This is a genomic window from Planktosalinus lacus, assembly GCF_014640155.1.
In the GTDB taxonomy this organism is placed as follows: Bacteria; Bacteroidota; Bacteroidia; order Flavobacteriales; family Flavobacteriaceae; genus Planktosalinus; species Planktosalinus lacus.
Genome location: NZ_BMGK01000003.1, coordinates 153172 through 176310 on the forward strand (window position 1 = coordinate 153172; position 23139 = coordinate 176310).

The window sequence follows — 23139 nt, forward strand, 5'->3', positions numbered from 1 at the left end:
AAAAGCCCCAAGTAAAAAATCACCAATTTCCAAGTTTTAGTTATGGAAATCGGCGCTTAAAATTTTTTTAAATACCAAAATTTAATCCCTCAAAAGTCCTCTCGAAATCACAATTTTTTGGATTTCACTGGTGCCTTCATAGATTTGTGTGATTTTGGCATCACGCATTAGGCGCTCCACGTGATATTCTTTTACATACCCGTTTCCACCATGTACTTGAACGGCTTCCACACTCACTTTCATGGCCACCTCAGAAGCTTTTAATTTTGCCATGGCACCACTCATATCATAGTTGAGCCCTTGATCTTTTTCCCAGGCAGCTTTCATAACCAGGTGTCTGGCACATTCAATTTCAACAAGCATATCAGCTAGTTTAAAAGCGATGGCCTGGTGATTGCAGATTTCAGTGCCAAATGCTTTTCTGATTTTTGAATAGTCACGGGCAAGATCATACGCTCCGCCGGCAATACCTAAAGCCTGCGCTGCAATACCAATTCGTCCTCCGGAAAGTGTTTTCATAGCAAATTTAAACCCAAAGCCATCTTCGCCAATGCGGTTTTCCTTAGGAACTTTTACATCGTTGAAGTTCAATGTGTGGGTGTCGCTTCCGCGAATACCCAACTTGTCCTCTTTTGGACCCACTTCAAATCCTTCCCATCCTTTTTCAACGATAAAAGCATTGATACCTCTGTGGCCTTTTTCTCTGTCAGTTTGAGCGATAACAAGATAATAATCGGCATTTCCGCCATTGGTAATCCAGTTTTTTGTTCCGTTTAGAATATAATGGTCTCCATTGTCAATTGCAGTTGTTTTTTGTGAAGTGGCGTCACTTCCAGCTTCAGGCTCAGAAAGACAAAAGGCTCCTAGTTTTTGCCCAGATGCCAGAGGTACTAAATATTTTTGTTTTTGCTCTTCAGTACCAAAAGCATAAAGTCCATAACAAACCAGAGAGTTATTAACAGACATCACCACAGAAGCTGAAGCATCAATTTTTGAAATTTCTTCCATTGCTAAAACATAGGCAATAGTATCCATGCCACTTCCACCATATTCTGGTGGCACCATCATTCCCATTAAGCCCAGATCACCCATTTTTTTGATTTGCTCAGCAGGGAATTCTTGTTTATTATCGCGTTCAATTACGCCGGGAAGTAGTTCGTTTTTTGCAAAATCACGCGCCGCATCGCGTATCATGATATGTTCTTCAGTCAAATTGAAATCCATAGTGTGGTGTTTAAGTAAATTTTTTAAAAGGTGCACAAAGATACTTTTTTAGGACCATTTTTTCAATTATTCACGTTAATTTTACCGAAATGAAGATTGAATGCTACAAGGTTATCGGTTTGATGAGCGGCACATCGCTTGATGGGGTTGATTTAGCCTATATCACTTTCGAAAAAAAGGAGTCGTGGTCATATACAATTCATAATGCGACAACAGTTCCTTATTCTGAAAAGTGGAAAACACGATTGCAGCAAGCCATTCATCTTCCTGAAAATGAATTGAACGCTTTGAATGAGGATTTTACTGCTTATTTATCAGAAGTAATCCAACGGTTTTTGAATAAAATAGCTGAAATTCCCGGTTATCAAGGAATTGATTTTATAAGTTCACACGGCCATACTGTTTTGCATCAACCTGAAAAGGGAATTACCTTGCAAATAGGAAATATACCAAAACTGGCAATATTAACACAACAGACTATAATTTGTGACTTTAGAGTTCAAGATGTGTTGCTGGGCGGACAAGGAGCACCATTGGTTCCTGTTGGTGATCAATTACTTTTCCAAGAATATGATTACTGCCTTAACATGGGCGGATTTGCGAATGTTTCTTTTAAAGAAAATAAGCATAGAATTGCCTTTGATATATGCCCTGTGAACATTGTTTTGAATATGCTGGCAGAACGTTTGGGCGTTCCATTTGATGAAGGAGGCAAGCTGGCAGAAAAGGGAATCTTGATACCCGGGCTATTGCAAAAACTTAATGCCTTAGAGTTTTACAAGCTTTCGCCTCCAAAGTCCCTGGGTTTGGAATGGGTGCAAACACATATTTTTCCCCTTTTGGAAAAAATCAATGAACGCACAGAAGACATCTTGCATACATTTACTGAACACATCGCCATCCAACTGGCAAATATATTCATCCAAAATGCATCAGTGCTGGTAACCGGTGGTGGCGCTTATAATTCTTACCTCTTGAGGAGGCTTAAAAGCCACAAAAATCTGAATCTAATTCTCCCTTCAAAAGAAGTAATTGAATATAAGGAAGCCCTGGTTTTCGGCTTGTTAGGTGTCTTGAAATTGCGTGGTGAAATTAATTGTTTGGCAAGTGTAACGGGAGCTAAAAGTGACCATTCATCGGGGGTTATTTTTCAAGTTTGAAAAAGCTGTTTATTTCTTTTCCTAAGCACCCTAAACCATAATAAGTTTATATATTTGTGATGCGAAATTAATATGTAATCAAAAGACTTTATATAATTTTTTAAATGAAAGAATTACTTCAAAAATTTGAAAATAAAGAACCCGAAATTGTTTTTCACTGGAATGATCCCGAAACTGAAGCTGAAGGCTGGACTGTTATCAACTCATTAAGAGGAGGTGCTGCCGGTGGAGGAACTCGTATGCGCGTGGGATTGGATCAAAATGAAGTGCTATCGCTGGCAAAAACAATGGAAGTAAAGTTTACTGTTTCTGGTCCGCCAATAGGCGGGGCAAAATCAGGTATCAACTTTGATCCAAACGATCCAAGAAAAAAAGGAGTTCTTGAAAGATGGTATAATGCGGTTTCTCCACTTTTAAAAGCCTACTATGGTACCGGTGGTGATTTGAATGTTGATGAAATTCACGAGGTTATCCCCATTACTGAAAATTGTGGTGTATGGCATCCACAGGAAGGAGTTTTTTCAGGTCATTTTCAACCCACAGAAGCAGATAAAATCAACCGAATTGGCCAATTGAGACAAGGTGTGATCAAAGTTTTGGAAAACGATCATTACTCTCCTGATGTTACAAGAAAATATACAGTCGCCGATATGATTACCGGTTATGGCGTTGCAGAAGCTGCACGCCATTTTTATGATATTTATGGTGGAAACGTAAAAGGTAAACGCGCCATCGTTCAGGGTTTTGGGAATGTTGGTTCAGCAGCAGCTTTTTATTTAGCACAAATGGGAGCCAAAATTGTTGGTATTATTGATAGAGTTGGAGGAGTCATTAATGAAGATGGGTTTACTTTTGAAGAAATCAAACAACTCTTTCTTAATAAGGATGGAAATACGTTGGTTTCAAACAACATGATTCCGTTTGATGAAATTAATGATAGATTATGGAATCTTCAGGCTGAAATTTTTGCTCCTTGTGCGGCGTCAAGATTGGTGACTCAAGATCAAATAGACACAATGATTTCTTCAGGTCTGGAAGTGATTTCAAGTGGTGCCAATGTACCATTTGCCGATAAAGAAATTTTCTTTGGATCCATTATGGAAGCAACCGATTCAAAAGTGAGTCTAATACCTGACTTTATTGCAAACTGTGGAATGGCACGTGTATTTGCATATTTTATGGAACGACGTGTTCAAATGACTGATGAAGCTATTTTTAATGATACTTCAATGACGATAAAAAATGCAATTCAAAATACATTTGACAATAACAGCAAAAAAACCGGAATCAGCAGAACTGCTTTTGAGATTGCTTTAAAACAACTTATTTAAAACAACTTACAATTTTGCACTTCAATATTCGTTTATATTTAACAAAAACACACTTATGCTAACAACTCTTTTACAAGAAGGCGCAGATGAAAACCTTCAGGAACTCGACCCGGAATCGGTTGAAAAAACCCTATCTGTTTTTGAATTAATTATGAATGGTGGCCCCGGAGCAATGATTATTATTGCTATATTATTTGTGCTCCTCTTTGTAGCTGTATATATTTATTTCGAAAGGATTTTTGCAATTAAAGCGGCTTCAAAAATTGATAAGAATTTTATGAACCAAATCAGGGAGCAAGTAGCCTCCGGAAATTTGCAAGGAGCAAAAATTCTTTGTGCTCAAAATAACTCACCGGTTGCTCGTTTAACTGCAAAAGGAATTTCAAGAATTGGGAATCCTCTAGAAGATATCAACACAGCCATAGAAAATGCCGGGCGACTTGAAGTTTACAAGCTTGAGAAAAATGTGAGTGTCTTGGCAACCATCTCAGGAGCTGCCCCAATGATTGGGTTTCTGGGAACGGTAATTGGTATGGTTTTGGCATTTCACCAATTGGCAACAAGTAGTGGTCAAGCCGAAATGGGCCAGCTGGCAGAAGGTATTTATACAGCGATGACTACCACGGTTGCAGGTTTAATTGTCGGAATTATTGCATACATGGCATACAATCACGTTGTTGTGAGAACTGACAAAGTTGTACACTCAATGGAATCCAGTGCAGTAGAATTCCTGGACTTACTTAACGAGCCCTCATAAAATGAAATTACGCGGAAGAAATAAAATAGATGCTACATTTAGTATGAGTTCGATGACAGACATCGTCTTCCTGTTGTTGGTGTTTTTCTTATTAACATCACCGGCTATCACTCCAGATGCCCTTGACTTATTATTACCTACAGCAAAAGGTAAAACAACCCATCAACAAAATCTTTCTGTGAGCATCACTAAAGATTTAGACTATTATGTCAACAAAGATCGGGTTGGTGAACGTGCTGTTGAAAATGCAATCAAAACAGCCTTGCAAGGTCAATCTGATCCCACTATTATTTTAAGAGCAGAAGAAGGAGTGCCCATTCAACACGCTGTTAAAATCATGGATATTGCAAACCGAAACAGATATAAAATTGTTTTAGCTGTAAAGCCAAACTAAAAATTAAATATTTTGAGTCTTTTAAAAACCAAAGAAGAGCGGAAAAGTTTCACGATTACAGTGGTAATTCACGTGGTGATACTTATTTTATTGTTTCTTTTTGGCTTGAAATATTTTGACCCGCCAATTGAACAAGGTATTGCAGTAAATTTTGGCACAACCGATTTTGGAAGTGGTGAAAACCAACCTGTGGAACAAGTACAGACATCACCCTCACAAACACAACAACAAACAGAATCAACCCCAGAGCCTGTTGTAGAGGAAGAAGTGGTAACGCAGGAAATTGAAGAAGCACCCGTGATTCAAAAGGAAGAAGAGCCAAATCCTGTTACCACTCCGGTAAAAGAAGTGCCTAAGGAAGAAGTTAAAGTCGACCCTAAACCCGACCAGTCTACAACTGATGCACTTTCGAGTATCCTGAATGCCCCTAAACAAGAAGGAACAGATCAAAGTGGCGAAGGTAACGATACACAAGCAGGGGATAAAGGCAACCCCGATGGTGACCCCAATGCAAGTAATTACTACGGGATAGGTAAAGGACTGGATGGTGATGGAAACTACCTGCTTGGTGGAAGAAAAGCATTGGTTAAGAAAGTTATAGTTCAAGACTGTAATCAGGAAGGAATTGTTGTAGTTGATATTGATGTGGACAGAGAGGGCAATGTTGTTAAAGCAATTCCCGGAGTGAGGGGAACTACAAATAATTCAAAATGTCTATTAGACCCAGCGCGTCAGGCCGCCTTGCAAACTAAATTCAATAGTGATCCAAAAGCACCTGCTCGTCAATTGGGTAGAATAATTTATCGGTTTTCTTTGTCTGAATAAATTTTTATCCTTCCCTTTTTAAATTAAGTATCTTTATAGCTTAAAATTGAAGCTATGTTCAGAGTATTTCTATTGACTTTTCTTTTGATTTCATTTGCAGGGTGTAATTTTTCAGAATCCAATGAAGAAACCCCCATTCGTAAAAAGTTGCCAAAAGACATTTTATTTATGCAACGAGCTTTCCCGTTAGACCATATAAAACAGGGGGCTTATGAGGAAGCAAAACTTTGGAGAAATCAAAAGATTTCAAATAAAAATTTAAACCCATCATGGGAATTTTCGGGACCAGAAAATATTGGTGGTAGAATTACAGATATAGAAGTTGCTCCGGATAATCAGGATACTTACTATGTGGGTGCAGCAAGTGGAGGTATTTTCAAAACAACTGATGCAGGTGACAATTGGATACCAATTTTTGATGACCAGCCTTTTCTATCAATAGGAGATATCGAACTTTCTCAAAACAACCCTGAGTTGGTTTGGGCAGGAACCGGAGAACCCAATGCAGGAGGAGGCTCTCTGGCTTACGATGGTGATGGAGTTTACAAAAGTACCGATGGGGGCTTAAGCTGGGAAAATAAAGGTCTTAACGAAGTGGGCAGCATTGGAAAAGTGAAAATGGATCCCAACAATGACAATAGGGTTTATGTTGCAGCTATGGGGGCACTTTTCAGAAAGGATACAAACAGAGGAGTTTACAGAACAACAAATGGAGGAGAGGATTGGGAACAGGTTTTGTTTGTTAGCGATTCCACAGGGGTCATTGATATGACGATACACCCCACAAATGGTGACATAGTTTATGCGACAAGTTGGGAAAGAACAAGACGGCCAAATGACAGACAGTATGGTGGTGAAACTTCACGAATTTACAAAACTACAGATGGAGGAGATAATTGGACAATCCTAACAAATGGTTTGCCCGTTTCACCTTCCCAAAAAGGACGTATAAGTATTGATATTTCAAAATCAAATCCAAATGTGCTCTATGCCATGTATGCTGATGCCGTTGGGAATGTTCAGGGAGTTTACAAAACAATTAATGGTGGGGATTCCTGGACAGCCGTAAATTCTAATCAATTAATTAATGTTGGTTTTCACTGGTGGTTTGAAGGTATTTTTGTAGACCCGTCAGATGAAGATATTATTTACTATTTGGGTCTGAATGTTCAAAAGTCTACAAATGGTGGAACAAGTTGGTTCAATTCATTTTCCAATGTTCACGTCGATCAACACGCATTAGCATTCAATCCTTCATTGCCCGGACAGGTATTATTAGGAAACGATGGTGGATTTTATAAAAGTAATAACGATGGGGTCTCTTCTGTTAAAGACCTTACTTTACCTATCACACAATTTTATCGTTTTCACGTTGATTTTCAAAACCCCAACAAAATTTATGGTGGTGCACAAGATAACAGTACAATGAGAACTACAACAGGAGGATTAAATGACTGGGCAATCATTACAGGTGGTGATGGGTTTCAACCTTTGGTTGACCCAACAAATACCAATGTCATCTATGCTTTATCACAATATGGTAATTTGATGAAATCTGTTAATAATGGAACTAGTTTTTCAGGAGTAACTTCAGGAATTTCAGGAGCAGATAGAAAAAACTGGGACACTCCCATTGCATTAGACCCGGCAGACTCACAAACACTTTATTATGGTGCAAACCGACTTTATAAGTCTGTAAATGCAGCTGTAAGCTGGACATCCATCAGTCCGGATTTATCAAACGGACCACACCAGGGAAATCTGGTTTATGGAACCATAATTTCAATAAGTGTTTCTCCACTGGATAGTCAAAAAATAGTTGTTGGTACAGATGACGGTAATGTGTGGATTACTCAAAATGGAGGAACAGAATGGACAAAAGTTTCTGATGATTTGCCTAACAGATGGGTGACAAAAGTACTCACAGACAGAGAAGATGTAGATTCATTTTATGTTACCTTTTCGGGGTATCGGTATGGTGAAAATAATGGTCATGTTTACAAAACTTCAGATAATGGAGCAACCTGGACAAATATTTCAGGAGATTTACCGGATATGCCAGTAAATTCGATTGCTAAAGACATTTATGGTAACCTATTTCTGGCCACAGATATTGGAGTTTTGGCTTCAGCAGATGAGGGTGTAAACTGGGACATTCTTGGAGATAATTTACCATCTGTTGTTGTGACAGATATACACCTTCACGAGCCTACAGAAACACTGTATGCAGCTACATACGGAAGGTCAAGCTATAAAATGAATATATCTGGTGATATTTTAAGAGTTCAATCACAAAACCAAGATTTTAATGTGAAACTTTTTCCAAATCCCACTAAGGATAATTTGAATATTAAGCTTGACAATCGTTTTCAAAATATTAAAATTTTTATAGTTGACAATTTGGGTCGAACTGTGAAAACTAAAAATTTCAAAAACATTCAGAGTATAAGTCTAGATATGAGTGCCTTATCTAAAGCAACCTATTTAATTAAAATAGTTGCAGATCAAAATGAAATTACCAAAAAAGTAATCGTTTATTAAAATCTACTGCTTATTAACTATCAGGAAACTTTAAATTGGTTGTTTGCCCAATTGCCTATGTATCAGCGTGTGGGAGGTATCGCTTATAAAAAAGATTTGAGCAATACCATTTTACTTGCAAACCATTTAGGAAAGCCACACCACAACTTTAAAAGCATTCACATAGCCGGAACTAACGGAAAAGGTTCAGTAAGTCATATGCTGGCTTCAGTTTTACAGGAAGCCGGTTATACAGTCGGTCTGTATACTTCCCCTCATCTAAAAGACTTCAGAGAGCGAATTAAAATTAATGGAAAGATGATTCCTAAAAAAAAGGTGTCTTCGTTCATTGCTGAGCACAAAAGATTTTTTGAAGAACATTCACTTTCATTTTTTGAAATGACAGTTGGCCTTGCATTCGAGTTTTTTAGTGAAGAAAAAGTTGATGTGGCCGTTGTGGAGGTAGGTATGGGTGGACGACTTGACAGTACTAATATAATCACTCCTTTGTTGTCGGTCATTACAAATATCGGTAAAGATCACACCGCTTTTTTAGGAACTACTTATGCTGAAATTGCAACAGAAAAAGGGGGAATTATTAAACCAGGAATTCCTGTTGTTGTTGGAGAAGTAATTCCGGAAACGAAAACCATCTTTGAAAGTATTTCAAAAAATAACAATGCAGAACTTTATTATGCAGAAAGCGTTCAAACTAAAGAATACTTGTCCGACTTAAAAGGGAATTATCAAATTAAAAATAAAAAAACAGTAGTCGCATCTTTAGGTGTTTTAAAACAAAAAAAAATATTTAATATTTCTGAGAAACACATAAAAAAGGGACTGTTAAATGTTGTAAAAAATACCGGCCTTTTGGGAAGGTGGCAGGAGTTAAGAAATAAACCAAAGGTTATTTGTGACACGGCACATAATAAAGAAGGGTTGAGTTTTGTGTTGAATCAAATTACAGAGCAAAAATTTAATAAGCTACACATTGTACTGGGCGTTGTTTCAGATAAAGACATCTCCAATATTCTTCCACTTTTTCCTAAGGAGGCAAGTTATTATTTCTGTAAACCTGAAATCCCCAGAGGACTTGATGCAGGGCAATTGAGAAATGAAGCCCAAAAGTTTGGTTTAAAGGGAAAAATATATAATTCTGTAAAAGAAGCTTTTGAAAATGCATTGGAAAATGCTTCTACTGATGATTTAATCTTTATTGGCGGGAGCACTTTTGTGGTTGCAGAAATAATTTAATATTTTTTAAAAATATGTTGTGCGAATTAAAAAAGTGGTCTATATTTGCAACCGCTTAAACAAAGAGCGGGCGCGTAGCTCAGTTGGTTCAGAGCACTTGGTTTACACCCAAGGGGTCAGGGGTTCGAATCCCTTCGCGCCCACAACAAGTAAAAACCCGATTGTGAAAACATTCGGGTTTTTTATTAACTTTAAAATTGAACGAAAACTGTGGAGAGCTATTTGTGAGTTCAAGATAAAAGTATATATTTATTTATTGAAAAAGGGTCATTAACTCAGTTGGTTCAGAGTGTTACCTTGACAGGGTAGAAGTCACTGGTTCGAATCCAGTATGACCCACATTAAGCAGAAAATCTATGTGTGAGCATAGATTTTTTTATTCCCGTAAAACTGAAACGCTAGTTTCAAGTTTGGAGGGAATAAAAAAAGGATGCACGCCAGTGCATAGATTTTGTATTTACCTGCGAGGGTTTAAACTGGATTTCACCCTATAGGTATTCCAAAACCCGTTCCAGAGCCATTCCCCGTGATCCTTTTAAAAGAATGTGAGCGTTGTTAATTGGATTTTGTTTTAAAAACTCTTTCAAGCTCTCAAAACTTTCAAACCTTAAAGTATGTGGGCTAGTTGTTTTCGAAAAGTTTTTTCCCGTTAAGTAAACAGCCTTGAAGTTTAACTGTTCAATCAAATCAACAATGTTTTGGTGTTCAGCTTCAGAATCATTTCCCAATTCAAACATATCACCTAAAATAAGAATTTTATTGTTTGATTTCAAGGTGTGAAATGTTTCGATAGCGGCTTTTAAACTTGTAGGGTTTGCATTATAGGCATCTAAAATAATTTTATTAGAACCTTTAGAAATTAATTGAGAGCGGTTATTTTCGGGGATGTAACCTTCAATTCCCTGCTTGATTGACTGTAATGGAATTTTAAAATAATGACCTATTGCAACAGCAGCACAAATATTTGAAAAATTATAGTTGCCAATGAGGCTGGTTGATATTTCAGTATTTGAAAAATTAATTCTCACAAAAGGGTCAGTCTCTAACAATTCTATTTCAACATCACTTTTTGAGTCTAGCACGCCAAATGAGAATTGTTTAATATCCTTGGTTTTTTCAATTTGGGTTTTGTCTTCCCTGTTTACGAAAACAAACTTTTCATTGCTTCTTAAGTAATCATACAATTCACTTTTTCCTTTTATAACACCTTCCAAACTTCCAAAACCTTCAAGATGGGCTTTGCCAAAATTTGTAATATACCCAAAATCGGGTTGTGCTATTTTACACAATTGAGCAATTTCCCCCTGATGATTAGCGCCCATTTCAACAATACCAAATTCAGTGGATTTATCCATAGATAACAGCGTTAGCGGGACACCAATATGGTTGTTTAGGTTTCCTGAAGTAGCTATAACGTTGAATTTTTGTTTCAATACAGCATTAATAAGCTCTTTGGTTGTAGTCTTTCCGTTACTTCCGGTTAGAGCAATAATGGGTATAGCTAAATTGCTTCTATGAAAATTTGCTAGCTTTTGAAGTGTAACAAGAACATCATTGACTAAGATTGTTTTTCCATTTAGGACATGAAAATCTTCATTGTCAATAACTGAATAACTCGCTCCTAATCTGATTGCTTCTTCAGCATAACTGTTACCGTCAAAATTATCTCCTTTTAGAGCAAAAAAGAGATTGTTTTTCTGAATTTTTCGAGTGTCAGTGCTTATTCCTGAAGACTTTAAATAAAGGGAATGAAGTTGATTAATAGTCATAAAATAAAGGTAAAAAAAAGCCCCGAATTACGGGGCTGTTATCTTTATATTTTTAAGATTTTAATTTCTTGCACTTTTTCCTTTTTTAGATTTAGAACCAACGCGTGACATTGCGTTTCTAAACCCAATATAGTCTGTTGCCATATCTTGTGGGAAGTAGCGACGTTGTGCTGGGTCTAACCAGTAATTTCTATCTCTCCAGGAACCTCCTTTAAAAACTCTAACTTCATCATTGATCAATGTAGTTCTGGTATTTTCTTGGTCATACTGTCTTTCAAGACCTTCTTCACCTGATTCTACACTGTGTTTTGGTGAGTTGTACATCAATCTGGTAGATGATTCATCCTCTTCTAATTCTTCATTGAAAGCCTGAAAGTTTCTTGTTGAACGCTTGTCACCATCTCTATAGTTTCTGTTATCACTTTGCGAAAATTGGGTTCTTAGATAGGTTTCATTGTCATCAACAGGGACTTGTAAAATTTCTCCCGGAAGGTTTCTGGCTAGGATTTTACCGTTGCTTAAAGTGTCGTACACAATGGATTCAGTTGTGACCAATTCAATTTTACCGTCCTCACCAATGGAGTTTTTGGTATAAACATTCCCTCTAAAATAGTTAAAGTCGTTAAACTGATCGTCAACGATTGGTCTGTAAACATCGGCCACCCATTCGGCAACGTTACCAGCCATATCATATAAACCAAAATCATTAGGATCAAATGATTTTACAGGAGCAGTAATATCTGCACCATCATCACTCCATCCTGCTATACCACCATAATCACCATCGCCTTGTTTGAAGTTTGCCATTTGGTCACCACGGGTTTTTCTGTCACCGGAGCGAGTGTACTGACCATCCCAGGGATATTTTTTCTTTCCCCGGTAAACATTATAACTTCTTAAACTTCCTAAACCTAGAGCAGCATATTCCCATTCAGCTTCTGTGGGTAGTCTGTAATCGGGAAGAAGCAAACCATCAGTAAGCTGTACAAAAAGGTGTGTACTATCTCTGTCTACAAGTCTTTCAGAAGTTTTACCTCCTTGGGTAATTTCCATATTACCACCATAAGCTTCTGTTGGTGAATTTAAATAGGTTTGTGTGTTGAAAGTTGTTGAAGCATCAACATCTGTGAGTCGCGCACCTCTTTTAGTGTAACCTTCACTTTCAAGAATTAATTCATTTACTCTATCGGTTCTCCATTTTGAAAATTCAACCGCTTGAATCCAACTTACTCCAACTACAGGATAATCTCCATAAGCAGGGTGTCTTAGGTAATTGTTGGTCATTGTTTCATTGAAACCTAAACGATTTCTCCAAACCAAAGTATCAGGAAGTGCTCCTTGATAAATTAATTTATAATTTTCGTTTTCTGGTGGATATACTTTTTTGGTCCAATCAAGGTATTCAAGATACATCAGGTTTGTAACTTCTGTTTCATCCATATAAAATGACTGAACGTGTTGTTGAGTAGGTGTGTTGTTCCAATCACGCATAGGGTCATCTTGAACTTTACCCATCGTAAATGTACCTCCTTCAACAAAAACAAGCCCTGGACCGGTTTCTTGCTCTTTGGCTTTGGGGTTGTATTGAAATCCACCGTCTTTGTCATTTAAATTCCAACCGGTGGCTCTGGAGCTACTTTTGTAGTCTCTGGATTTGTTACAACTGAAAAACACAGTGCTGAAAGCAGCTACTATAAGTAAATTTATTACTGTTGTTTTTTGCATATTCATGGCTTCAATTAAGAAAAAAATTGGGTTCGCAATATAGTAATTAACGATAAAATTTCAATAATATTTTAATATTTAAATATAGCAGCCCTTTTTGTCTGCTAAAGCCTATATTTAACGCATATTTTTAATATTATTATTCAGATGTAAGTTTTTTTATTTTCAGGAATAAAAATAATAATAAGTGCTTTAATATATCGTTAACTTATGTGATGATGAAGAAAATTCTTTTTTTACTTTCTATAGTAGCCTTTTCAAGTTTGTATTCTCAATCCAGGCAAATAACCCTCGATTGGGGTGATTCAAAGGGACAAAAACAATCTTCTGTTATTGACAATTCATTAAATTTCAATGTCACAAAGAATGAATATATAACTCATTGGAAAGATGACGGTTTTGCAACACCCGGATCTTTGGTGATTTCCAACATTAAATATCAAACGATTTCTAAAAATAAGTTGTCAGATTTAGATGTTCAGTCAATTCCAAACTCAATTAATCAAAGAATTTCAAGTAATAAAGCAAGAAATGAAATTTTTACCACCTTATCAATAACTCCGGTTATCAATCAAAATGGCGTTTACAGAAAGGTCGTTTCTTTTGATGTTGCTTATTCCAAAAATAATGCTCAGCAGTTAAACAGAAGTAGTTCAGTAACAAACTCCATTTTAAACACTGGACAATGGTTTAAATTTAAAATTGATCAAGCCGGAATTTATAAAATTGACAGAGACTTCTTAAACAGTCTGGGGATGGATGTAAATAACATTGACCCAAGAAAATTAAAAATAGTTGGAAATGGTGGAAACATGCTTCCTTTAAGTAATAGTGAAAATGTTGACTTTGAACTTAAGCAAAATGCAATACAAGTAGTTGGAGAAGAAGATGGAAGTTTTGATTCAAATGATTACATATTGTTTTATGGCGAAAACAACCAGTTGAATGAAGACAGCAATACACATATCAATATCTATGAAAATGATGCTTATTATTTCATAACAGCCGATGGCGAAAACGGAAATCGAGTGTTGCCTTATAATGAACCTGCCGGTGAACCTTCTACAACCATCACGCGCTTTAACGACTATCAATATTTTGAACAAGACGAAATCAACCCGCCATTAGTGGGAAGAAGATGGTTTAGCAACCGATTTGATATCGAAAACGAACAAGATTTTGAATTTAATTTTCCCAATATCGTAGTTGGTGAACCCATGGAAATTAAAGTTTATACGATCGCTACATCAGAGGTGACCACATCAATGGATGTAGAAGTAAATGATCAACTTCAGGATACATTTAATTTTGGAACATTAAGCAACACTGTTTTAGCGTCAAGCAGGTTGTTTTCAGGAAATGTAAATGCACCATCTGAAACCATTAAAGTAACTTTAAAATATAACAACGCAGGGAACCCCCAAAGCAACGCATTTCTTGATTTTATAAGCATCAATGCATTGAGACAGCTTTCAGGAACAGAAGGACAACTTCCTTTTAGATATGATGCAGCAGCGACGCTTTCAGGAATAGGGGAATACCAAATTTCAAATGCTTCACAATTTTCTCAGGTTTGGGAGGTGACAAACACCTCACAAATCACATCAGTTTCAAACCAAGACAATGCCCAAACCTTTAGCTTTAAAGCACAGATGGGGCAAATAAGAAACTATATCGCAGTTCACAACACTGCATTTTTCACTCCCACTCGTGTAAATAATTCGGTTGTCCAAAATCAAAATTTAAAAGGGACAATTTTTCAAAATGAACAAGGTGCTTTTCAGGATATTGATTATTTAATTATCACACCTCCTTTTCTGTTACAGCCTGCTTTGAAGCTGGCCAATCATCATCGAACCAGAAATGGATATTCTGTTAAAGTTGTGACAACTGATAAAATTTACAACGAATTTAGCACCGGTAAACAAGACATTGCTGCTATCAGAAATTTAATAAAATATGTCTATGACAATGCTTCAAATGAAACAAATCGATTGAAGTATGTGGGTCTTTTTGGAGATACTTCGGTAGATTATAAAAATAGATTGAACGGAAACAATAATATTTTACCAACCTATCACGATTCAGAATTTGGTTCAATTTCAGCATCAAATACATATATGTCTGATGATTTTTATGGTATGATGGATGAAAATGAAGGCAATATGAACAGTAATGAAAAGCTCGACGTAGCAGTGGGTAGAATCATTGCAGACAATGTTACCCAGGCCAATGATTTGGTGAATAAAATCATCAATTATGAGTCTGCTGTTGCGTTTGGGAACTGGAGAAATAATTTCGTGCTTGTTTCAGATGATGCAGATACAAATTCAGATTCAAATTTGCAGTTTAGACTGGACTCACTTGGAAATGCAATTTCAGCAAATAGACCCAATGTGAATGTTATAAAAATTCACAGTGATTCATACCAACAAGAAACAGCTTCTGGTGGAAACCGTTATCCAAAAGTAAATGAGGCTATTGAAAATGTCATTGATGTTGGTACATTGGTTTTAAATTATTTTGGTCACGGGGGTGAAGACGGGTTGGCTAGTGAGCGTGTCATCACAAAAGAAAGTGTTCAAAATCTTCAAAACCGAAACCGCTATCCGCTTTTTGTCACAGTAACTTGCGAATTCACAAGATTTGATAATCCATTAAGACCAACAGCCGGAGAATTCACATATTTAAACAAAGAAGGCGGTGCGATTGCCTTAATTTCTACAACACGACAAATAGGAGTTGGTTTAGGAACAGATTTTAATCAAAAACTGGGTGAATATCTCTACGCTTATTTTTTAGAAGAATTTATTCCACCTGCAGAGGCCTTGAGAAGAGCTAAAAATGATATTTCAAATGGAAACAGACGTGTGATATTTTATATTGGAGACCCTGCAATGCAACTGGCATTTCCAAAAAAAGAAGTACGTTTAACAACCATTAACGGAAACCCCCTTCGGCAAGCAACAGATACCTTGAAAGCACTTAGCAGAATAAAAATGGGTGGGGAAGTTGTTGACTCAAACGGAAATTTACTTTCTGATTATAACGGAACACTTGAAGCGAAAGTTTTTGATAAGAGACTTCAAAGACAAACATTGGGCAATGATGGGGTGACTGACTCTAATGGAGATTTAATTATCATGGAGTTCAACACCTTGGGTGAAGGTATCTTCAATGGTCAGGCATCCATTGAAAACGGAACCTTTGAATTTGAATTTGTGGTGCCCAGAGATATTGCAATTCCGGTAGGAAATGGAAGAGTAAGTCTTTATGCTAAAAGAGATGGAGAGCTCGAAAACCAAACCGGTTCAACAGAAAACATTCTCGTGGGAGGAATCAATGAAAATGCACCCGATGACAATCAAGGACCACTCATACAGCTTTTTATGAATGATGAAAGTTTTGTAAATGGTGGAACAACAAATGATTCACCCATTCTTATAGCAAAATTGCAAGATGAAAACGGGATAAATACAGCTAGCGGAATTGGACACGACATAACAGCAATCATTGATGGAGATGAAGCAAATCCTTATATTTTAAACGACTATTATCAGTCTGAAGTTGATAATTATACTGAAGGTACATTAAGTTATAGATTGAGAAATCTTGAAGAAGGCCTTCACACCCTCACACTAAAAGCCTGGGACGTTTACAACAACTCCTCTACCGCCGAAATTCAATTTGTAGTGGCAGGGAGTAATGATTTAAAAATCGAACGGGTACTAAATTATCCAAACCCATTTGTAAATTATACCGAGTTTTGGTTTAATCATAATCGTCCTTTTGAACCTCTTGAAGTGCAGGTACAAGTATTTACAGTTACCGGAAAAGTCGTTTGGTCAAGAAATCAAATTGTCAATACAGAGGGTTTTCTTTCCAGAGAAATCACTTGGGATGGCACTGATGATTTTGGTGATAAAATTGGAAAAGGGGTGTATGTATATAAGTTAACGGTAAAATCTACGTTAACCAATAAGAAAGTTGAAAAATTTGAAAAATTAGTTATCCTATAAAAATTAAATATATATTTGTCCAAAATTTGAAATTTATGAAGCGAATACTGATACCAGTTATACTATGTTTAATAGTATTTAAAGTAAATGCCCAAGAAGAACAAGAGCCCAGAAGAGTAATAACAACCGCAGTCCCATTTGTGTTAATTGCTGCAGATGCACGTGCTGCCGGAATGGGTGATATGGGTGTAGGAACCTCTGTAGATGGTTTTTCTCAACAATGGAACCCGGCAAAATATGCCTTTTCCACTTACAAGCAAGGTGTTGGTGTAACATATACACCCTATTTAAGTAAACTTGTAAACGATATCTTCTTAGGAAATTTAACTTACTTTAATCGACTCAATGAACGTAGTGCAGTAGCTGCAAGTTTCAGATATTTTAGTTTAGGAGATATTGAATTGAGAGAAACCGCAGATCAGGAACCTCTTATACAAAGTCCCAACGAATTAACGCTTGATGTTTCATACTCACTACGATTAAGTGATCGTTTCTCTATGGCGGTTGCCGGCAGATACTTAAGATCAGATTTAAAATTGCAAGTGGCCGATGAAGACGCTACAGCAGGAAGTTCTTTTGCAGTTGATATTGCTGGTTATTATCAGAGTGAAGAATTAACGTTCAACGAATTTGACGGTAGATGGAGAATGGGATTTAATTTCTCCAATTTGGGACCAAAAATAAAATATGACGATGTGGGCCAGGAAAACTTTTTACCCACAAATCTGGCACTGGGTGGTGGATTTGATTTTATCTTAGATGCCTTTAACAGAGTAGGTGTAACTGCCGAAGTTAATAAACTATTAGTTCCAACTCCTCCAGTGAGAGATGAAGATGGTAACGTGATAAGAGGACAAGACGACGATGTGACTTTCTTTAAAGGAGTGTTTCAATCATTTGGTGATGCCCCTGATGGGTTTAGCGAGGAATTGAAAGAATTTACCTGGGCATTAGGTGCTGAATATTCTTACCAGGATTCTTTTTTCTTAAGAACAGGATACTTTAATGAAAGTGAAGAAAAAGGTTCAAGAAAATTCCTTTCATTAGGAGCAGGATTTAAATACACATCCATTAATATAGATGTTTCTTATTTGTTTTCAACATCAAACGTAAGAAGTCCATTAGAAGGTACATTGCGATTTGGATTGACATTTAACTTTGGAGATAGTGATTATTATGTCGAATACTAATAATCTTAAAATTTAAATAGAATCCCGATTGCATTTTGCAAATCGGGATTTTTTTTCCTCAAAAATGAAATAATGTACTAGAGAACCCACCAAAATTTAAGCCATATGAAACAGTTGGAGATACAAACTAAGCTCACTATTTACAACTCAAAAGAAGCGCTTTCTGAAACTACTCGCTCCTTGTTTTTAGAAGCAGAAAAAGCCAGGGAACGAGCCTATGCTCCATATTCACACTTTAGAGTCGGAGCGGCTTTGTTGCTTGATAATGGTGAAGTTATAACCGGGAATAACCAAGAAAACGCTGCATACCCATCAGGGTTGTGTGCTGAGCGCGTTGCTGTATTTTATGCAAATGCACAATACCCTCAAAATAAAATTATTCAATTGGTAGTTACTGCACGTTCCGAAAAACAAGAAATAAAAGAGCCTATTTCTCCCTGTGGCTCCTGCAGGCAAGCAATTGCCGAATATGAAATAAAACAGAACCAACCCATTGAAATTTACTTTATGGGAGAAACCGGAAATATTTATAAAACAGATTCCATCAAAGAGTTGCTCCCGTTATTGTTTGATAAAAAACATCTTGATTAATAGCACAATCACGCTCAAAATTCAAAATCTCCTTTCAGAATTTAACTTTCAGTTATTTTTAAGTATGAGTACTTTTTTTATTACTAACTAAAGTAGTATTTTTGCCTTCCGGTGTTTTTGTGAAATACTTCAATAAATTTTGTTGACGAACAGCTAAATGAATCGTTGTGTTTCAAATTAGGATATTGTGCAATCAATATTTATATTTTAAAATTTAACTAAGAAAATTAACTAAAGTTTTCTATATAGATTCAGACAAATGAAAAAAATCACAAAGAAAACCTACCTGAATTGGTATGAAGAAATGCTCTTCTGGCGCAAGTTTGAAGACAAGTTGGCACAAGTATATATACAACAAAAAGTGAGAGGTTTTCTTCACTTATACAATGGTCAGGAAGCCATTCTTGCCGGTTCATTGCACGCGATGGATTTGACCAAAGACAAGATGATTACTGCATATAGAAACCACGTGCAACCCATAGGTATGGGAGTAGACCCAAAACGAGTTATGGCTGAACTATATGGAAAAGCAACCGGAACTTCTCAAGGCCTTGGTGGTTCGATGCATATTTTCTCTAAGGAACACCGCTTCTATGGCGGACACGGTATTGTGGGAGGACAAATACCTCTGGGTGCCGGTCTGGCGTTTGCCGATCAATATTTCAAAAGGGATGCCGTTACATTGACCTTCCTTGGAGATGGAGCTGCAAGACAAGGTTCACTTCACGAAACACTTAATATGGCTATGCTTTGGAAACTACCGGTTGTATTCTGTGTAGAAAACAATGGCTATGCAATGGGAACGTCAGTTGCCAGAACCGCAAACCACGTTGAAATCTGGAAACTCGGTCTGGGCTATGATATGCCTTGTGGGGCTGTTGACGCCATGAACCCTGTTAAAGTTGCTGAAGCAATGGATGAAGCAATAAAAAGAGCCAGAAAAGGAGAAGGACCTTCATTTTTAGAATTGAAAACATATCGCTACCGTGGTCATTCAATGAGTGATGCACAACTCTACAGAACTAAAGAAGAAGTAGAGGAGTATATGAAAATTGACCCTATAACACAAGTTCTGGATGTGATTCAAAAGAAAAAGTATGCGACCAATGAAGAAATTAAAGCCATCGATAAAAGAGTAAAAGAACGGGTGGCAGAATGTGAAAAATTTGCAGAAGAATCACCATTTCCTGAAAATAACATCATGTATGATACGGTATATGAACAAGAGGATTATCCGTTTTTAGCACATAAACCTGAATAAATTATGGCAGAATTAATCAACATGCCACGACTCAGCGACACCATGGAAGAAGGTGTGGTTGCAAAATGGTTAAAAAAAGTAGGAGATAAAGTTTCAGAAGGCGATATCCTCGCCGAAATTGAAACCGACAAAGCCACCATGGAATTTGAATCCTTCTATGAAGGAACATTGCTCCACATTGGCCTGGATGAAGGAGAAACAGCTCCTGTTGATACCCTTTTGGCCATCATTGGCGAAAAGGATGAAGATATTTCTGACTTAATTAAAGGAAAAGAAAAAGATTCAGATAAAAAAGAGGAGAAAGATTCCGGTAAAGAAAAATCTGATAAAAAAGATTCAGATGCTAAAGAAGAAAAATCTGAAACTGATGAAGAATCAGATGATGATTCAAAAGAAAACGAATCAAGTTCAAATACAGATATTCCTGAAGATGTTGAAGTCATCACTATGCCACGCTTAAGCGATACCATGACCGAAGGAACTGTCGCAACCTGGCTCAAAAAAGAAGGGGATGAGGTTTCAGAAGGTGATATTCTAGCCGAAATCGAAACCGATAAAGCCACTATGGAGTTTGAGTCTTTTTACACCGGCACATTACTGAAAATTGGAATTGGCGAAGGAGAATCTGCTCCGGTTGATTCTATTTTAGCTATTTTGGGGCCAAAAGGTACTGATGTTTCAGAATTAATGGAAAATCTGAAAATTTCAGAAGGTAAAAAGCAAACTACCACAAAACCCTCAGAAGAAAAAACAGAAGCAAAAGCCCCTGAACAATCCGAATCAAAATCCTCAGAATCAAAACAAGTTTCAACACAAACTTCAAGTTCAGGAGGAAGAATATTTGCATCTCCTTTGGCCAAAAAAATGGCTGAGGAAAAAGGCATCAACCTTTCCCAAGTAAACGGAAGTGGAGAAAATGGGCGCATTGTAAAAAAAGATATTGAAAACTACCAGCCTGGAGCCGGTTCACAATCATATACACCTGTGGGTGAGGAGCAGTTTGAAGAAGTGAAGAACTCCCAAATGCGCAAAACCATAGCCAAGCGTTTGGGTGAATCAAAATTTACTGCACCACATTATTACCTTACCATTGATCTCGACATGGACAACGCCATCGCTTCGAGAGCGGCAATAAACGAGATGAACGAAGGAAAAATATCATTCAATGATATGATAGTAAAAGCCAGCGCCATGGCTTTGAGGAAGCACCCAAGAGTAAACTCACAATGGAAAGGAGACACCACAATGATAGCCAAGCATATCCATATAGGAGTTGCTGTAGCAGTTGATGAAGGCTTGGTGGTACCCGTTCTAAAATTTGCAGACCAGATGAGCTTTTCTCAAATAGGTATCAATGTTAAGGAACTTGCGGTAAAAGCCCGGGATAAAAAACTAAAACCCGAAGAAATGGAAGGAAGCACGTTCACCGTTTCAAATTTAGGTATGTTTGGGATTAGAGAGTTTACATCCATTATTAACCAACCAAACTCAGCTATTCTGTCAGTAGGAGCCATTGTTCAAAAGCCTGTTGTAAAAAATGGTCAAATTGCTGTTGGAAATGTAATGACCGTAACACTCGCCTGTGATCATAGAACAGTTGACGGCGCTACAGGCTCGGCCTATTTACAAACATTAAAACAATTTATAGAAAATCCGGTGACCATGTTTGTGTAACAAAATGTATTTTAACATTAAAATCCCGTATATAATTAAGTTATTAACGGGATTTTTTTATTTTTAAGCGTAATTAAAACTTAATGGATAAACTAAATAGCGAGATGGCCAAAACTGCTGCTAAAAGAAATATAATCATAACAGGTACCAGTCGAGGAATTGGTTTTGAAATGGTTCAACAATTCGCAGAAGAAGGGCATAATGTTCTTTCGCTTTCGCGAAATGAAGTCCCATGCAAAAACTTACATTTAGAAAATGTTATGTCACTTTCTTGCGACCTTTCAAAGCAAGAACAAATTAAAGATGCAGTTACTTTTGTGAAAAACAACTGGACTCATGTAGATGCGTTGATTAATAATTCCGGCCTCATAGTGAATAAACCATTTGAAAGCCTTTCATCAAATGACTTTTTAGATGTCTATCAAGTGAATGTTTTTGGCTTAGCTGCCATTACTCAAGCAATTCTTCCCTTTATGCAAAAAGACGGTCACGTTGTGAACATCAGCAGTATGGGTGGGATACAGGGAAGTATGAAATTCCCCGGATTGGCTGCCTACAGTTCTGCTAAGGGTGCAGTGATAACACTCACTGAATTATTGGCTGAAGAGTATAAAGAAACAGGACCTTCGTTCAATGCCTTGGCATTGGGAGCCGTCCAAACTGAAATGCTTGAAGAAGCGTTCCCCGGTTATAAAGCACCACTCACAGCCCCTCAAATGGCAGAGTATATCAAAACTTTTGTGCTCACCGGACATCAGTTTTATAACGGAAAAATATTGCAAGTTTCAAGTAGTACACCATAAATGACCGAAATCCTTTCCAACTATATACCCGCACAAGCAGTTCAACCAACTTTTGAACTGATTAAAAAAAACAATGTGTATCTACAGATTGTCAACCAAAGGGTTACCAGACATGGAGATTACAGAAGACTTACAAATGGGCAACATAAAATTACAGTAAACGCCACTTCAAATAAATACAGGTTTTTTATAACCTTAATCCACGAAATTGCCCACCTTGAAGCATTTGAGACGTACGGAAGAAATATCAAACCTCACGGTCAGGAGTGGAAGCATACTTTCCAAAGATTAATGTTGCCGTTTATACATCCGGCAATTTTTCCTCAAAAACTTTTGCCTCTTGTGGCTAAACACTTCAAAAACCCAAAGGCAAGCAGCGATACTGATGCCAAGCTCGCTTTGGCACTCAAATATTACGACCCTGCCAACGATAAAAATTATATCTTTGAAATTCCTGAAGGTTCGTTGTTTAAAATGTATAACGGAAGGGTTTTTAAAAAAGGCGCCAAACGGGTCAAACGCTTTGAAGGTATTGAACTGGAATCAGGGAGAATGTATTTGTTCAATCCAAATGCAGAGGTGGAATTGCTTACTGAAAAAGGCTAAAAAAGATATTAACTAATCTATTGGGATTTGAAAAAC

17 protein-coding genes and 2 tRNA genes are annotated in these 23139 nt (G+C 37.0%); 16 read left to right on the plus strand and 3 right to left on the minus strand.

The genetic code is table 11. The features are described 5' to 3' along the window. Positions 1-81 precede the first annotated feature (81 nt). Positions 82-1224 (minus strand): acyl-CoA dehydrogenase, encoded by a 1143-nt coding sequence (locus tag IEV69_RS04435; RefSeq protein WP_188439872.1) that lies wholly within the window; start codon positions 1222-1224, stop codon positions 82-84. An 89-nt stretch (positions 1225-1313) separates the two neighbouring features. On the opposite strand from IEV69_RS04435, the gene IEV69_RS04440 reads away from it, so the two are divergent. The 9 genes from IEV69_RS04440 (at position 1314) to IEV69_RS04480 (ending at position 9804) form a co-directional block, all read left to right on the plus strand. Beyond that, complete coding sequence (locus IEV69_RS04440) at positions 1314-2384, plus strand: anhydro-N-acetylmuramic acid kinase (RefSeq protein WP_188439874.1); 1071 nt, start codon at positions 1314-1316, stop codon at positions 2382-2384. 104 nt (positions 2385-2488) lie between these two features. After that, a complete protein-coding gene (locus IEV69_RS04445; protein ID WP_188439876.1) occupies positions 2489-3715 on the plus strand; it encodes a Glu/Leu/Phe/Val dehydrogenase dimerization domain-containing protein in 1227 nt (408 codons plus the stop codon). A 55-nt stretch (positions 3716-3770) separates the two neighbouring features. Beyond that, positions 3771-4472, plus strand: coding sequence for a MotA/TolQ/ExbB proton channel family protein (locus IEV69_RS04450; protein ID WP_188439877.1), 702 nt, complete (start codon positions 3771-3773; stop codon positions 4470-4472). Between the two features lies 1 nt (position 4473). Continuing rightward, complete coding sequence (locus tag IEV69_RS04455) at positions 4474-4866, plus strand: ExbD/TolR family protein (protein WP_188439879.1); 393 nt, start codon at positions 4474-4476, stop codon at positions 4864-4866. 12 nt (positions 4867-4878) lie between these two features. Beyond that, positions 4879-5691 (plus strand): energy transducer TonB, encoded by an 813-nt coding sequence (locus IEV69_RS04460; protein WP_188439880.1) that lies wholly within the window; start codon positions 4879-4881, stop codon positions 5689-5691. Between the two features lie 54 nt (positions 5692-5745). Continuing rightward, positions 5746-8232, plus strand: a complete 2487-nt coding sequence (locus IEV69_RS04465) for a T9SS type A sorting domain-containing protein (protein ID WP_188439882.1) — start codon at positions 5746-5748, stop codon at positions 8230-8232. 12 nt (positions 8233-8244) lie between these two features. Next, complete coding sequence (locus IEV69_RS04470; RefSeq protein WP_188440233.1) at positions 8245-9465, plus strand: bifunctional folylpolyglutamate synthase/dihydrofolate synthase; 1221 nt, start codon at positions 8245-8247, stop codon at positions 9463-9465. 68 nt (positions 9466-9533) lie between these two features. After that, positions 9534-9608, plus strand: a tRNA-Val gene (locus tag IEV69_RS04475). A gap of 121 nt (positions 9609-9729) precedes the next feature. Next, positions 9730-9804, plus strand: a tRNA-Val gene (locus IEV69_RS04480). Between the two features lie 149 nt (positions 9805-9953). Here IEV69_RS04480 and IEV69_RS04485 read toward each other — a convergent pair. Both IEV69_RS04485 and gldJ read right to left on the minus strand, forming a co-directional pair. After that, a complete protein-coding gene (locus IEV69_RS04485; RefSeq protein ID WP_188439884.1) occupies positions 9954-11234 on the minus strand; it encodes a UDP-N-acetylmuramoyl-tripeptide--D-alanyl-D-alanine ligase in 1281 nt (426 codons plus the stop codon). Between the two features lie 60 nt (positions 11235-11294). Further along, positions 11295-12959 (minus strand): gliding motility lipoprotein GldJ, encoded by a 1665-nt coding sequence (gene gldJ / locus IEV69_RS04490; protein ID WP_229741328.1) that lies wholly within the window; start codon positions 12957-12959, stop codon positions 11295-11297. Between the two features lie 215 nt (positions 12960-13174). On the opposite strand from gldJ, the gene porU reads away from it, so the two are divergent. The 7 genes from porU (at position 13175) to IEV69_RS04525 (ending at position 23103) form a co-directional block, all read left to right on the plus strand. Then, on the plus strand, positions 13175-16978 hold the full coding sequence (porU, locus tag IEV69_RS04495; RefSeq protein ID WP_308420130.1) for a type IX secretion system sortase PorU: 3804 nt from the start codon (positions 13175-13177) through the stop codon (positions 16976-16978). A gap of 35 nt (positions 16979-17013) precedes the next feature. Continuing rightward, a complete protein-coding gene (gene porV / locus IEV69_RS04500) occupies positions 17014-18168 on the plus strand; it encodes a type IX secretion system outer membrane channel protein PorV (RefSeq protein ID WP_188439888.1) in 1155 nt (384 codons plus the stop codon). A gap of 105 nt (positions 18169-18273) precedes the next feature. Continuing rightward, complete coding sequence (gene cdd / locus IEV69_RS04505) at positions 18274-18759, plus strand: cytidine deaminase (protein ID WP_188439891.1); 486 nt, start codon at positions 18274-18276, stop codon at positions 18757-18759. A gap of 259 nt (positions 18760-19018) precedes the next feature. Beyond that, the gene (gene pdhA, locus IEV69_RS04510; RefSeq protein ID WP_188439893.1) at positions 19019-20020 is read left to right on the plus strand and encodes a pyruvate dehydrogenase (acetyl-transferring) E1 component subunit alpha; all 1002 of its coding nucleotides are present in this window, start codon (positions 19019-19021) and stop codon (positions 20018-20020) included. Positions 20021-20023: 3 nt separating this feature from the next. Beyond that, positions 20024-21694: a pyruvate dehydrogenase complex dihydrolipoamide acetyltransferase gene (locus IEV69_RS04515; RefSeq protein WP_188439895.1), complete on the plus strand. Its 1671-nt coding sequence runs from the start codon at positions 20024-20026 to the stop codon at positions 21692-21694. A gap of 83 nt (positions 21695-21777) precedes the next feature. Continuing rightward, a complete protein-coding gene (locus tag IEV69_RS04520; RefSeq protein ID WP_229741330.1) occupies positions 21778-22497 on the plus strand; it encodes an SDR family NAD(P)-dependent oxidoreductase in 720 nt (239 codons plus the stop codon). After that, positions 22498-23103 carry a SprT-like domain-containing protein gene (locus IEV69_RS04525; protein WP_188439897.1) on the plus strand — a complete coding sequence of 202 codons (606 nt, stop codon included), beginning with the start codon at positions 22498-22500 and terminating at the stop codon, positions 23101-23103. Positions 23104-23139: the final 36 nt, after the last annotated feature.